This is a genomic window from Streptomyces sp. NPDC107550 (assembly GCF_055639095.1).
In genome coordinates, this window is sequence record NZ_JBVKBC010000026.1 from 24,386 (window position 1) to 37,545 (window position 13,160).

The 13,160-nt window shown below is 74.2% G+C and carries 11 protein-coding genes and 1 riboswitch; of the genes, 5 read left to right on the top strand and 6 right to left on the bottom strand.

The genetic code is table 11. The features are described from left to right. Positions 1 to 52: 52 nt before the first annotated feature. From ACZ7LY_RS26760 to ACZ7LY_RS26780, 5 genes are all read right to left on the bottom strand, one after another. The gene (locus ACZ7LY_RS26760) at positions 53 to 1,612 is read right to left on the bottom strand and encodes a cobyric acid synthase (RefSeq protein ID WP_471627267.1); all 1,560 of its coding nucleotides are present in this window, start codon (positions 1,610 to 1,612) and stop codon (positions 53 to 55) included. After that, complete coding sequence (locus ACZ7LY_RS26765; RefSeq protein ID WP_471627268.1) at positions 1,609 to 2,568, bottom strand: cobalamin biosynthesis protein; 960 nt, start codon at positions 2,566 to 2,568, stop codon at positions 1,609 to 1,611. The genes ACZ7LY_RS26760 and ACZ7LY_RS26765 overlap by 4 nt, the downstream gene beginning before the upstream one ends. 36 nt (positions 2,569 to 2,604) lie before the next feature. Next, positions 2,605 to 2,726: riboswitch (cobalamin riboswitch) on the bottom strand. A gap of 163 nt (positions 2,727 to 2,889) precedes the next feature. Beyond that, complete coding sequence (locus tag ACZ7LY_RS26770; RefSeq protein WP_471627269.1) at positions 2,890 to 3,111, bottom strand: hypothetical protein; 222 nt, start codon at positions 3,109 to 3,111, stop codon at positions 2,890 to 2,892. Positions 3,112 to 3,127: 16 nt separating this feature from the next. Then, positions 3,128 to 4,399: an inorganic phosphate transporter gene (locus ACZ7LY_RS26775; protein WP_471627270.1), complete on the bottom strand. Its 1,272-nt coding sequence runs from the start codon at positions 4,397 to 4,399 to the stop codon at positions 3,128 to 3,130. A gap of 228 nt (positions 4,400 to 4,627) precedes the next feature. After that, positions 4,628 to 5,377 (bottom strand): lysozyme, encoded by a 750-nt coding sequence (locus tag ACZ7LY_RS26780; protein WP_471627271.1) that lies wholly within the window; start codon positions 5,375 to 5,377, stop codon positions 4,628 to 4,630. A 136-nt stretch (positions 5,378 to 5,513) separates the two neighbouring features. Between ACZ7LY_RS26780 and ACZ7LY_RS26785 the strand changes: the two genes are divergently transcribed. The 3 genes from ACZ7LY_RS26785 to ACZ7LY_RS26795 all read left to right on the top strand — a co-directional run bounded on the left by ACZ7LY_RS26785 (position 5,514) and on the right by ACZ7LY_RS26795 (position 9,212). Further along, the gene (locus tag ACZ7LY_RS26785; RefSeq protein WP_471627272.1) at positions 5,514 to 6,245 is read left to right on the top strand and encodes a class II aldolase/adducin family protein; all 732 of its coding nucleotides are present in this window, start codon (positions 5,514 to 5,516) and stop codon (positions 6,243 to 6,245) included. A 368-nt stretch (positions 6,246 to 6,613) separates the two neighbouring features. Beyond that, positions 6,614 to 7,741: an alpha/beta hydrolase gene (locus ACZ7LY_RS26790; protein WP_471627273.1), complete on the top strand. Its 1,128-nt coding sequence runs from the start codon at positions 6,614 to 6,616 to the stop codon at positions 7,739 to 7,741. 79 nt (positions 7,742 to 7,820) lie between these two features. Further along, on the top strand, positions 7,821 to 9,212 hold the full coding sequence (locus tag ACZ7LY_RS26795; protein WP_471627274.1) for a hypothetical protein: 1,392 nt from the start codon (positions 7,821 to 7,823) through the stop codon (positions 9,210 to 9,212). 20 nt (positions 9,213 to 9,232) lie between these two features. Here ACZ7LY_RS26795 and ypfJ read toward each other — a convergent pair whose 3' ends face one another. Next, positions 9,233 to 10,117 carry a KPN_02809 family neutral zinc metallopeptidase gene (ypfJ, locus tag ACZ7LY_RS26800; RefSeq protein WP_471627275.1) on the bottom strand — a complete coding sequence of 295 codons (885 nt, stop codon included), beginning with the start codon at positions 10,115 to 10,117 and terminating at the stop codon, positions 9,233 to 9,235. A gap of 202 nt (positions 10,118 to 10,319) precedes the next feature. Here ypfJ and ACZ7LY_RS26805 point away from each other — a divergent pair, with 202 nt between their 5' ends. Further along, entirely contained in the window at positions 10,320 to 11,138 is an 819-nt protein-coding gene (locus ACZ7LY_RS26805; RefSeq protein WP_471627276.1) for a hypothetical protein, read from the top strand. 99 nt (positions 11,139 to 11,237) lie between these two features. Further along, a complete protein-coding gene (locus tag ACZ7LY_RS26810; RefSeq protein WP_471627277.1) occupies positions 11,238 to 12,836 on the top strand; it encodes an ABC-F family ATP-binding cassette domain-containing protein in 1,599 nt (532 codons plus the stop codon). The last annotated feature ends 324 nt before the right edge of the window (positions 12,837 to 13,160 follow it).

Consider the following 13,160-nt stretch of genomic DNA (forward strand, 5'->3'; position numbering starts at 1 on the left):
TCCGGTGGGGGGAACGGGGCACAGGGCAGGGGGAGTCGGGGTCCGGCGGCGCTCACCCGGGCGCCCCCGGCGGCACGAACGGCAGCCCCTCGGGAGCGCCCCGCTCGATCAGCCGCCACAGCGCGTCGGTGTCCGCGTGCTCGGCGATCAGATCACCGAGCAGATCGAGCTGCTCCTCGCGCAGCGCCGCGAACGACGTGTCCGGCGCGGGCGTGAACCGCCGCCCGGCCGCCGCCGCCACCCGGCGCAGGAACGCCCGCCGGAAGCCGTCCGACTCCAGCGAACCGTGCCAGTGCGTGCCCCACACCGCCCCCACCCGGCACCCGTCCAGGAACGGCTCTCCGCCGAGCACGTCGGCGACGCCGTGATGGATCTCGTACCCCTCGACGTGCTCCCCGAGGGCCTCCCCGGCCGGCCGGGCGAGCGTCTTCTCGCGCGCGAACGTGACCCGCACGGGCAGCGCCCCGAGCCCGGCGACCGCCCCGGCCCGCGACTCGACGTCGTCCTCGACGTGCTCCCCGAGCACCTGGAACCCGCCGCAGATCCCCAGCACCGGCCGCCCCTCGGCGACCCGCCGCGCGAGGGCGTCCGCGAGTCCGCGCTCCCGCAGCCACGCGAGGGCCCGTACGGTGCCGCGCGTGCCCGGCACCACCACGAGGTCCGCGTCGGCCAGCTCCTCGGGCCGGTCCACGAATCGGACGACGACGCCCGGCTCGGCGGCCAGCGCGTCCACGTCCGTGAAGTTCGACATCAGCGGCACCGCGCACACCGCGACCCGCAGCACGTCCTCGCCGACCGGCGGCGCCACGACCGACTCGCGCACCGCGCCGCGCAGGGAGACCCGCAGGCCGTCCTCCTCGTCGATGCCGAGCCCGTGCCGGTAGGGCAGCACCCCGTACGTGGGCCGCCCGGTGAGGTCCTTGAGCATGTCGAGGCCCGGTTCGAGCAGGCTCACGTCACCGCGGAACTTGTTGACCAGATACCCGGCGACCAGCTCCTGGTCCGCGCGGGCGAGCAGCGCCGTCGTACCGAAGAACGACGCGAAGACACCGCCCCGGTCGATGTCCCCGACGACCAGGACCGGCAGCCGGGCGGCTCGCGCGACGCCCATGTTCACGATGTCGGTGCGGCGCAGGTTGATCTCGGCCGGGGAGCCGGCGCCCTCGCAGATCACGGCGTCATGACTGCCCCGCAGCTCCTCCAGGCATCCCACGACCGTGTCGAGCAGCGCTTCCTGCCGCCCGCCGCGCAGCCCGGCCCCGGCCCCCGGTCCTTCGGGCCCGCCGAAGAAGCCGCGGGCGCTCAGCTCACCGACCGGCTTGCCCAGCAGGACGACCTGGCTGCTGCGGTCGCTGCCCGGCTTGAGCAGCACGGGGTTCATCAGCGCGCTCGGCTCGACGCGCGCGGCCTGCGCCTGCATGGCCTGCGCCCGCCCGATCTCGGCGCCCTCTCGCGTCACGAACGAGTTCAGGGACATGTTCTGCCCCTTGAACGGCGCCACTTTCACGCCCTGGCGCGCCAGCCAGCGGCAGATCCCGGCCGTCACCACGCTCTTGCCCGCGTCCGACGTCGTCCCGGCGACCAGCAGGCCGCCCCCGCGCTTGCCGCTCATCGCCGGCCCGCCCACAGCATCCGCACGCCCACACACACTCCCAGTGCCAGTACCGACACGCGGCGCGAGAGCCGCACCGCCCGTTCCACATCGCCCACCCGGACCGCGCGGCCCGGCGCGTTGAGCACGGGCCGGTGCTCGACCCGCCCGCCGTACGCGAGGGTGCCGCCGAGCCGGACCCCGAGCGCGCCCGCGAACGCGGCCTCCACGACCCCGGCGTTCGGGCTCGGATGCCGCTTCGCGTCGGCGCGCCAGGCCCCCAGCGCCGCCGTGGGCCGCCCGCCGGCCAGGACCGCGAGCACCCCCGTCAGGCGGGCGCCGGGCCAGCCGGCGACGTCGTCGAGACGGGCGGCGGCCCAGCCGAACCTGCGGTACCGGGGCGACTTGTGCCCCACCATCGCGTCCAGGGTGTTCACCGCGCGGAACGCGAGCAGCCCCGGCACCCCGCCGACCGCGCCCCACACCAGCGCGCCGACCACGGCGTCGGAGGTGTTCTCGGCGACGGACTCCACGACTCCGCGCGCGATGCCGTCCGCGTCCAGGTGCTCGGGATCGCGCCCGCACAGCCGGGGCAGCAGCTCCCGCGCGAGTTCCACGTCCCCGGCCTCCAGGGCGGAGCCCACGGCCCGCGCCTCCCGGCCCAGCGAGGTGCCGCCGAGGACGGCCCAGGTGGCGGCGGCGGTCAGCGCGGCGGTGGCGGCGGGGGAGCGGCGCAGGGCGCGGGCGGCGAGGCTGCCCGCGGTCGCGGCGGTGCCCACGCAGAGCGCGGTGTGCAGGGCGCCCCGGCCGCGGTCGTCGCGCCACAGCAGGCGCTCGGCGGCGGACGCGGCCCGGCCGAACGCGGCGACGGGATGCGCCCGGCGCGGATCGCCCAGGAGGAAGTCGACGAGAAGGCCGGCGGCGGTGCCGTACGCGTACGCGCGCTCGGCCCGCCGGACGCCGCGCGGGGCGAACATGGCGGTAGTTGTCCTCACTCAGGGTGTCCACGCCCTGGTTCGACGAGAACGGCGGCGAGAGTTCCTGGCTCACCCCCGGCGAAGGGGGCTGACAGTGGCGGGACCGCGCCGGATTCGCACCGGCTTCCTCTACTGCTGCCGTCAATGGCGGGGGAAGTCCATCACGCCCCGCGAAGGGCAGTCAACTCGCGGTTGACCAGTGGGACCTTCGTCATACGGGGACGGCGCCGCGACGCCCGTACGGCGGTGGCGGACACGGCGAGGGGCGGGGTACGGGACATGCGCGTCCCGTACCCCGCCCCTTTCCGAGCCGGATGCCGGTCAGGCCACGATGAGGAAGATCCCGTAGCCGACGGCGGCCGCGCACAGCGCGAAACAGAGGTACGCGCCGGAGGCGACGGCCGCGGCCGAGCCCCCCTCGCGCGCCGCGCTCTCCCGCTTGGAGAGCCCGACGATGCCGAGCGTGAACAGGCCCACCAGGGCCACCGTGACCACGAGGCTGACGCCGAAGACGGAGCCGAGGGCCGCCCAGTCGATCTTCATAGCTGGTCCTGCTTCCTTACAGCGTGGCGCCGGCGGGGCGCGGCGGGTCGGCGACGGCCGCCGGGGCGGCGGCTGCCGCGGCGGGCAGGTCCTCGGCGAGGAGCGCGCCGGCCGGCGGGGGAGTGACGGCGGCGATGGCCGTGGTCACGACGCCCGCGGGCTCGGCCGCCGGGGTGTCCGCGCCGATCGTGTCGTCGGTGACGTTGGTGTGGTCGATGGAGTCGCGGCGCGAGAGCTTCCAGATGATCCCGGAGCCGGCCACGAGCAGCGCGGCGGTCAGGCCGATGCCCCACGGGCCCTGCTTGGTGAGGAACTCGGCGCCCGCGCCGACCAGACCGGCCGCCGGCAGGGTCAGGCCCCACGCGACGAACATCCGGGTGGCGGTCGACCAGCGGACGACACCGCCCTTGCGGCCGAGGCCCGAGCCCATCACGGCGCCGGAGCAGACCTGCGTCGTGGAGAGCGAGAAGCCGATGTGCGAGGAGGCGAGGATCGCCGTCGCGGCACTGGTCTGCGCGGCGAAGCCCTGCTGCGGGGCGAGGTCGGTGAGGCCCTTGCCCATGGTGCGGATGATCCGCCAGCCGCCCAGGTACGTGCCGAGCGCGATGGCGAGGCCCGCCGAGACGATGACCCACAGCGGCGGGTCGGCGTCGGGGGCGAGGACGCCGCCGGTGATCAGGGCGAGCGTGATGATGCCCATCGTCTTCTGCGCGTCGTTGGTGCCGTGCGCGAGGGAGACGAGGCCGGCCGAGGCGATCTGCCCGGCGCGGTAGCCCTTGGCCGTGGCCTTCTGGTCGGTCTTCTTGCTGATCCGGTAGGTCAGGCGCGTGGCGAGCATCGCGGCGAGGCCGGCGACGATCGGCGCGGCGACCGCGGGGAGGAGGACCTTGGTGACGACCGTGCCGCCGTTGACCGAGGACCAGCCCATCGACATGACCGCGGCGCCGATGAGGCCGCCGAACAGGGCGTGCGAGGAACTGGACGGCAGGCCCACGAGCCAGGTCAGCAGGTTCCAGAGGATGGCGCCGACGAGCGCCGCGAAGATGACCTCGGTCTTGAGCCCGTCCTCGTTGATGATGCCGCCGGAGATGGTCTTCGCCACCTCGACGGAGAGGAAGGCCCCGAGGAGGTTCAGCACGGCGGACATGGCCACCGCCGTCTTCGGCTTGAGAGCGCCAGTCGAGATGGTCGTCGCCATCGCGTTGGCGGTGTCGTGGAAACCGTTGGTGAAATCAAAGACCAGCGCGGTAACGATCACGATCGCAAGGAGCAGCGTGATGTGTTCCATTTACCCAGGCTTCGGTTGGACGTCAGTGGCAGGTTGAACGTAGGCAAGCCGGGTGAACGGAAGATGAACTGGGACGGGCGTCCCGGTGACCCGAAGCGGAGGGCCGCCGCCCGGCAGTGCCCGGGGCGGCGGCCCGCGTTCCGTTCGCACCCTCCCCAGGATGGGTCCGGAACCCGTCCACGGGCCCGGAATCCCAGGCTCCGCGGTGCGTGCGGGACGGGTTCCCGATCAGCCGCGCGCAAACCGCCGCAACTGCTCCTGGCTCCCGTTGAAGAGATTCTGATCACCCGGGAGACGGCCCTTGTTCGCGTACTGCCAGAACGTCCAGTACGCCCAGCCGGCCGGCATCGGCCCCGCGTTCCGTCCGTAGTGGGCGAGCCACAGCGCGTGATTCGCGGCGAACGCCCGGCTGCCGCCGGTGCACCGCGCCCACCAGCGGGCGTTGGTGTAGATCACCGGACGGCGGCCCGTCAGGTACTTGACCTCGTTGCTGAAGGACTTGATCCACGACACGAGTTTGCCTTTGCTCATGCCGTAACACTTCTTCGGGCCGTACGGGTTGTACTCGATGTCCAGCGCGGGCGGCAGCGTCCACCCGTCCCGCGCCCAGGCGCCGCCGTTGCGCACGAAGTACGCGGCCTGCCGGGCGCCGGAGGACCTGTTCGGCAGGGCGAAGTGGTACGCGCCGCGGATGATCCCCGCGTTGCGGGCGCCGTTGTACTGGCGCCGGAAGTAGGGGTTCTTGTAGGTCGTGGACTCCGTCGCCTTCACATACACAAAGCGTGCGCCTTTGCGGTGCGCGTGGCGCCAGTCCACATTCTTCTGATGCGAGGAGACGTCGTGCCCCCGGGGCCCCGGGGCCGCCGCCGCGTGCGCGGGCAGCGCCGTGAGCGCGGTGGTGCCGAGCGTGAGCGCGGCCGCGGAGGTCACCGCCGCGACGCGGGCGCGGTGGCGGGACGTTTTCTGTACACAAGCCATGTTTCCCCCGGGCGGTGACGTACGTGGCGAATCACCCTGAGGCTAGGGGCGCGAATCGCTTTGTCCGGTCATCACACGCCGCCCGTGTCGCACCCCCACCCGTGTGGCGGGCCGCGTCCGGGGAAAAATGCCCGCCATGACGGATCCGACGCAGGACCACAGCGGGCAAGGCGGCGGCCACGCCGGGGATGCGGAACGGGCCGGGCCGGCCGGGCCGGAGGATCTGGCGCGGGCCTGGGACGAGCTGGTCGCCACCGCGCGGCGCAGCGTCGCCGACGGCCTCGTCGTCGGCACCTCGGGCAACGTCTCCGTACGTGTCGGCGAGGGCATCGTCCTCGTCACCCCGAGCGGCGTCCCCTACGACCGGCTCGGGCCGCGCGACATCGTCGCCGTCGACCTCGACGGGCGGCAGCAGGCCGGCGCCCTCGCCCCCACGAGTGAGCTGCCGCTCCATCTGGCCGTGTACCGCGGTACCGGGGCGCGGGCCATCGTCCATACGCACGCGGTGCACGCGACGGCCGTCTCCACGCTCGTCGACGAGGTGCCGGCCATCCACTATCTGACCGCGCTGCTCGGGGGGCCTGTGCGGGTGGCGCCCTACGCGACGTACGGGACGGAGGAGCTGGCGGGGGCGGCTGTCGCTGCGCTGGCGGGGCGGTCCGGGTGCCTGCTCCGTAATCACGGCACGCTGACGTACGGGGATTCTCTTCACGCCGCTTATGACCGCAGCGTGCAGCTGGAGTGGATGTGCCGGGTGTGGCTGGCGGCGCGGTCCGTGCCCGGGCTCACCCCGACGATCCTCACGGAATCACAACTCCGCGACGCCACGACCCGCCTCCGCACCTACCCGGGATCCACCCCAGGGTGACCCCCTGGGGAGTCCATCGGCTGAGGCCGCTTGCAGTGAACGTTTCGCGCAGTTCCCCGCGCCCCTGGGTCGTACTTCGTCCGCGGGTGGGTGGGGCTTCTCGCGCAGTTCCCCGCGCCCCTGGAGGGGCGACTGCGTCGCCACCTCTATCGGGGGAGGCTGGGGCGAAGCCCCGCCTCCAGGGGCGCGGGGAACTGCGCGATCAGCCACGACGAGAGTCGAGGTCACCCACCGGCAGTACCACCCACTCACCCCAGGGCGCGGGGAACTGCAAGCGGCCCCCACCTCAGGGCTCCGGTCGCTTCAAGGGCGCGCCCCGCGGAAGACGCCCACTGGCCGAGACGCCCGCTCCCCAGGACACTGGACCCGTGCGCACCGCCAAAGCGACGGCCACCGCCGTCACCGCAGCCCTAGGAGCCTCCGCCGCCGCGATCGCCGCAGGCCGCCTCGCCAGCGACGCCGCACTGAAGGCGCCGCCGGGCCGCCCCCTGCCCACGGAGCCGAGGCTCACCGTCCACGCCATCGCGGCCGGCCGGATCACCCTGACCCGGGACCTCGCCTCGCAGCGCCCCGGCACGTACGGCCTGTCCGGCGACGGCTACCACGCGGTGGTCGGCCCTGTCGTACCCGGCGCCCCTGGCCCCGTCGACACGGTCGTCCGGCGCCTGGAGCGCGTCACGCACGGCACCCTGGAACCCGGAGTGAAGGGCTGGCTCACGCCCCAGGTCCACATCGGCGACCCCAAGTCCGCGCTCGGCCTCGACCACGCCGACATCGACGTCCCCGGCGAACTCGGCACCCTGCCCGCATGGTTCGTACCCGGCGTCCGCGACACCTGGGTGATCACCGTGCACGGTCTCGGCACCACCCGCGAACACCCCATGAACGTCATGGAGTTCCTGCACGAGGGCCGCTTCCCGGTGCTCGACCTCGCCTACCGCGGCGACCTCGGCGCCCCCCGCTCCCCGGACGGCCTGCACCACTTCGGCGAGAGCGAGTGGCGCGACCTGGACGCGGCGATCCGCTACGCCGTGCGCTACGGCGCGAGGGACGTCATCCTGTACGGCTTCTCCACGGGCGCCGCGATGGCCCTGCGCGCCGCCGCCCACTGCTCCCTGCGGGACAGGATCAGCGGCCTGATCCTGGACTCCCCGGTGCTCGACTGGCCGACCACGCTGCGCGCGCTGGCCGCCGCCCGCCGCACCCCGCGCCCCCTGCTGCCCCTCGCGGTCCGCGCCGCCCAGGGCCGCACCGGAATGAGCCGCGGCCGGCTCGCGGACGCCCTGGACCCGGCCGCCCTGCGCGTACCGGCGCTGCTCCTGCACGGCCCCGCCGACGAGGTCGCCCCCTGGGGCCCCGCCCGCAGGCTCGCCGCGAGCCGCCCCGACCTGATCACCCTGCACACCGTCCACGACGCCCCGCACAACGCCATGTGGAACGCGGACCCGGAGGCCTACCAGGAGGCCCTGCGCCGCTTCCTGACCCCCCTGGCCTGACCCCGCCGGCGACCCGCTCGCGGCGCCGACACAGGGCCCCCGTTTGGGAATTCGGAGGGTCACCCTGGACACTGCTCCAGTGACGTCCCGTACTCCGCGCGACTCCAGGCTCCGACTTGTCCGCCCGCGCCGCCAGCCCCTGGCCGCCCCTGCCCCGCGCCCGGCGGCCCGCCGACGCCCCACGCCCCGGCCGCCCGAGGGCACCCCGCCCCCCGCGGAGCTGGCCCGTACCGCCCGGCAGGGCCTGGCCGGCGCGGTCCGCGTCGCCCGCTGGGCCGACGCCACCCTGCGCCCGGGCAACGACACGGCGGCCCGCGACGGCAAGGGCACCCTCGCCGACGCCACCGCCCGCCGCGCAGCCGGCGAACTCGGCCTGAGCGTCGCGGAAGTGCGCGCCCACTGGGACACCGCCCGCCTGACCGGCCTCGTCGAGGTGCACGGCGACACCGCGCGCCCCGGCTGGCGGCTGCGCGTCTGGGACCGCGACGACACGGCCGTGCTGCGCGGCTGGGTCGCCCTGTTCGACGCGTGGTCGCTCGTGGAGCCCGCCCCCGACTCGCTGGAGCCCGGCGCGGTCGCCGAAGTCGTCGAGGCGATGCCGCAGTTGCTGTCGTTCCTCCAGCTGATGGCGGGCCCGGTGCCCACCGCGCAACTGCTCGACCTGCTCGACCAGCGCGTCACCGAACTGCGCACCGAGCGCTGCGAGATCCCCTTCGGACCGCAGCCCGAGCCCGCCCCGCCCGCCGACACCCAGCTCGCCCCGCTGCTGAGCTGGGCCCTCGCGGGGCTCGCCGCCGTCGGCGCGCTGACGTACGCCGACGACCACGCGACCCTGACCCCGCTGGGGAGCTGGGCGGTCTGGGTCAAACTGGAACAGATCTGCGTCGCCGCCCAGTCACCGGCGGGCAACATCGAGGTCTCCGCCGAGGACATGCTGCGCGGCTGCGCCCGCCTGCGGCCCAACGCGGCCCGCTCCGAGTACCGCGCCTGGCTCGCCGCCCGCGACACCGGCAGCGCCGTCGCCGACCTCCTCGCCGCCGCGCGCGGCGAGGACGCCCTGCTGCGCGGGCTCGCCTTCGAGGCGCTGCGCGTCGTCGGCGCCCCCGCCGAGCCCGAGGTGCGGCGCGCCGCCGACGACCCGCACCTGCGCCCGTACGCGCTGCTGTGGCTCGCCGAGCACGAGGGCGCCGACCCCGAGGACGTGCACACCGTCCTCACCCGCGCCGAGGCGACCTGGCTGTGGGTGGACACCGCCGCCGCCGTCGCCGACCACGGCGAAGCGCCGCTGCTCGTACGGCACTTGGAGTCCGCGGTGCAGCCGACCGTGCCCGCGCTGATCGAGGAGGTCCGCGCCGTCGGCCATCCGCGCACCGTGCAGGTGCTCGTCGCGCTGGCCGCCGCCCACCCCGACCCGGCGCTCGCCAAGGCGGTGCGCCGGGCCGCGTTCCAGGTCCATACCGGCGGCGTCTGAGCCGGGCGGGACCGGGCCGGTCAGCGGAAGGTGTTGCAGCGCGCCATGTCGCCGCTGCGATACCCCTCGTAGAACCACTGCTGGCGCTGCCGCGCCGAGCCGTGCGTCCACGTCTCGGGCGTGACCCGGCCCTGGAACCGCTCCTGGATGCGGTCGTCGCCCACCGCCGCGGCCGCGTCGAGGCCGTCGCGGATGTCGGCGTCGGTCAGGCTCGTGATGAGCGGCCGGCCGCTCGACGGGTCGGGCGTGGTCGTCGCGTGGTGCGCCCACACGCCCGCGTAGCAGTCGGCCTGCAACTCGACCTTGACGGAGTTGCTGTCCTGCCCGGTGCGCCCGTCCTGCGAGCGGGCCAGCGTGCCCATCCGGTTCTGCACATGGTGCCCGTACTCGTGCGCCACCACGTACGCCTGCGCGAACGGCCCGCCCGTCGAGCCGAACTTCGAGCGCAGCTCGTCGAAGAAGCCCAGGTCGAGATAGACCTTGCGGTCGCCGGGGCAGTAGAAAGGACCGACCGCCGACGTCGCCTGCCCGCACGCCGTGCCGACGCGGCCCGTGAAGAACACCGTGGGCGCCGCCGCGTACCGGCTGCCCCGGCGCTGGAACTCGCTGCCCCAGAAGTCCTGCACGCTGTTGACGACGGCGACGATCCGGCAGTCCTCCTTCGCGTTGGCGTCCTGCCCGGTACGGCAGTGCTGCTGCACCTGCGCCGCGCTGGACGCCGTCGCCGAGGGCGTGCCGTCGCCGTCGGACAGGCCGAACTGGTCGGTGCCGAAGAACAGCCCGATCAGCAGCGCGATCAGTCCGACCACACCGCCGCCGATGGTCATCCCGCCGCCGGGGACCCGGTTGCCGCGCACGTCCTGGACCTCCGAGGTGTCCAACCGCGCGTCGTCGTCGAACTGCATGCCCGCACCGCCCTCTCGCCGCCAACCGGCGCCTTCATCCTGCCGCGCACCCCGGCGGGGAGCCCCGGTCCCGGGGCCGAACGAGGGACGCGCGCCCCCGCGCCCGCCGTGTCGGCGCCGCCGGGGGACGCCCGCCGCCGCACCCGCGGCTACGCTCTGCGCCTGATTCCCGGCAGATGGTGACACATGGGGGGCGAGCGAGATGGCGCTGGTGCCGCTCGACACGGCGACACGGACGGCCCCCACCCCGACCGCCCCGGCCGAACCGTCCGGCGGCCCTGACCACTCGCCCCGCCGCCGCCCGGCCGCCCGCCTGCCCCGCGCCCTCGGCGTCGCCCTCGCCGCGCTCCCGCTGCTCGCCGCCGCCCACCACCTGCGCCCCGCCGCGCCCTACGGCGACCACCTCGTACGCCCCCACGCGCGCGTGCTCGACACCGGCGCCCTGCGGTTGCGTACGACGGACACCGCCGTCGAGGCGTACGACAGTGCCGTGCGCTGGCAGCACAGCCGGGCCGGGCGGCGCCCGCTGAGCGCCGTCGCGGCGGCCGGCGGCGCCCTCGCGCTGTGGAGCGACGGCCTGGTCACCGACACCGCGGGCGACGGCAGCGCCGTGCGCTGGCACCGGGCCGTCCCGGACGCCGCCGCCTGGCTGCGCACCCCCGGCGCGCACGGCGGCGCGGGCGTGCTCAGCCCCCTCGGCGACGGCACCCGCATGGTCGCCGTCATCACGCCCCGCCGGATCGCCGCGTACCGCGTCCAGGACGGTGACCTGCGCTGGGTCCTGCCCGCGCACGACGGCTGCGCCTTCGCCCCGCACCGGCAGGCGCGCCGGCCGGGCGCGCTCCTCGTCGCCCAGCCCTGCGCGCCCGGCGGCGAGGCGGACGGCCTGCCGTGGAACGAGCGGATCGTCGCCGTCGACGACCTCGGCCGGATCGTCCCCGGCCGCACCCCGCTGGGCAACGCGATGCCGGGCGGCCGGGCCCGCGACGCCGTGGGAAAACCCCTTGCATCCCACCGCTAAACTGGCTCGTATGACGTTTCTTCTCTGGGTGCATTAGCGGCGCCGACCTCGCCCCCGCCTTGTCATTGAGCCGTTGAACCCTGCCCTGGAGACCCACCCGTGATCACCGCATCCGGCATCGAACTGCGCGCCGGCGCCCGCATCCTCATCGAGAACGCCTCGTTCCGCATCGCCAAGGGCGACCGCATCGGACTGGTCGGGCGCAACGGCGCGGGCAAGACCACCCTCACCAAGTGCCTGGCAGGCGAGGGCGTCCCCGCCGCCGGCACCATCAGCCGCTCCGGCGAGGTCGGCTATCTGCCCCAGGACCCGCGCACCGGCGACCTCGACGTGCTGGCCCGCGACCGCATCCTCTCCGCGCGCGGCCTCGACACCCTGATCCGCAAGATGCGCGAGAACGAGCAGCGCATCGCCAACGGCCAGGGCGCCACGCAGGCCAAGGCGCTCAAGCAGTACGAGCGTCAGGAGACGGAGTTCCTCACCAAGGGCGGGTACGCCGCCGAGGCCGAGGCCGCCACCATCGCCGCCGCGCTCAACCTGCCCGACCGCGTCCTCGGCCAGCCCCTGCACACGCTCTCCGGCGGCCAGCGCCGCCGTATCGAGCTGGCCCGCATCCTGTTCTCGGACGCGGACACGCTGCTGCTCGACGAGCCGACGAACCACCTCGACGCGGACTCGATCGTCTGGCTGCGCGACTACCTGAAGACGTACAGCGGCGGCTTCATCGTGATCTCCCACGACGTCGACCTGGTCGAGACGGTCGTCAACAAGGTGTTCTACCTGGACGCCAACCGCTCCCAGATCGACATCTACAACATGGGCTGGAAGCTCTACCAGCAGCAGCGCGAGGCCGACGAGAAGCGCCGCAAGCGCGAGCGGCAGAACGCGGAGAAGAAGGCCGCCGCGCTCAACGCGCAGGCCGACAAGATGCGCGCCAAGGCCACCAAGACGGTCGCCGCGCAGAACATGGCCCGCCGCGCCGACAAGCTGCTCGCCGGCCTTGAGGACGTGCGCCAGAGCGACAAGGTCGCCAAGCTGCGCTTCCCCGAGCCCTCGCCCTGCGGCAAGACCCCGCTGATGGCGGAGGGCCTGTCGAAGTCGTACGGCTCGCTGGAGATCTTCACCGACGTCGACCTCGCCATCGACAAGGGCTCCCGCGTCGTCATCCTCGGCCTCAACGGCGCGGGCAAGACGACCCTGCTGCGGCTGCTCGCGGGCACCGAGGAGCCCGACACCGGCAAGGTCGTCCCCGGCCACGGCCTCAAGCTCGGCTACTACGCGCAGGAGCACGAGACGCTCGACCCCGAGCGCTCGGTCCTGGAGAACATGCGCTCGGCCGCCCCCGACCTCGATCTGGTCGAGGTGCGCAAGGTGCTCGGCTCGTTCCTGTTCTCCGGCGACGACGTCGACAAGCCCGCCGGGGTGCTCTCCGGTGGCGAGAAGACCCGGCTCGCCCTCGCCACCCTCGTCGTCTCCTCGGCCAACGTGCTGCTGCTCGACGAGCCGACGAACAACCTCGACCCGGCGAGCCGCGAGGAGATCCTCGGCGCGCTGCGCACCTACAAGGGCGCCGTCGTCCTCGTCACGCACGACGAGGGCGCCGTGGACGCGCTCCAGCCGGAGCGGATCATCATGCTCCCCGACGGTGTCGAGGACCTGTGGGGCCAGGGGTACGCGGACCTCGTCGCGCTCGCCTGACCCCCGTTCGGCGGCGTCGGGGGCGTGATCGATTGACTGATCCACTCCGTATGGATCATTCGGCCGATCCGTGATCCGTCATCTGCGTGAGACCGCCTCGTACCGCGGTGCGTCCTACACGGATTTCGCCGCCGGCCGGGCGCCGGAACCCTTGCGGCGCCTGGGCGGCGGCTGACCTGCCGGTTCTTCGGAAGGGGAGCTTCCACGCGTCACGGAAGACCTCCGGAACCTCATGTTCCACTCGTGTGGATGCCCTGCGGACGCCCGCGTGCCGCCCCACCGACCTTGCCGAATGGGTGGCCAGGAGCGGCATGAGGGGTGATC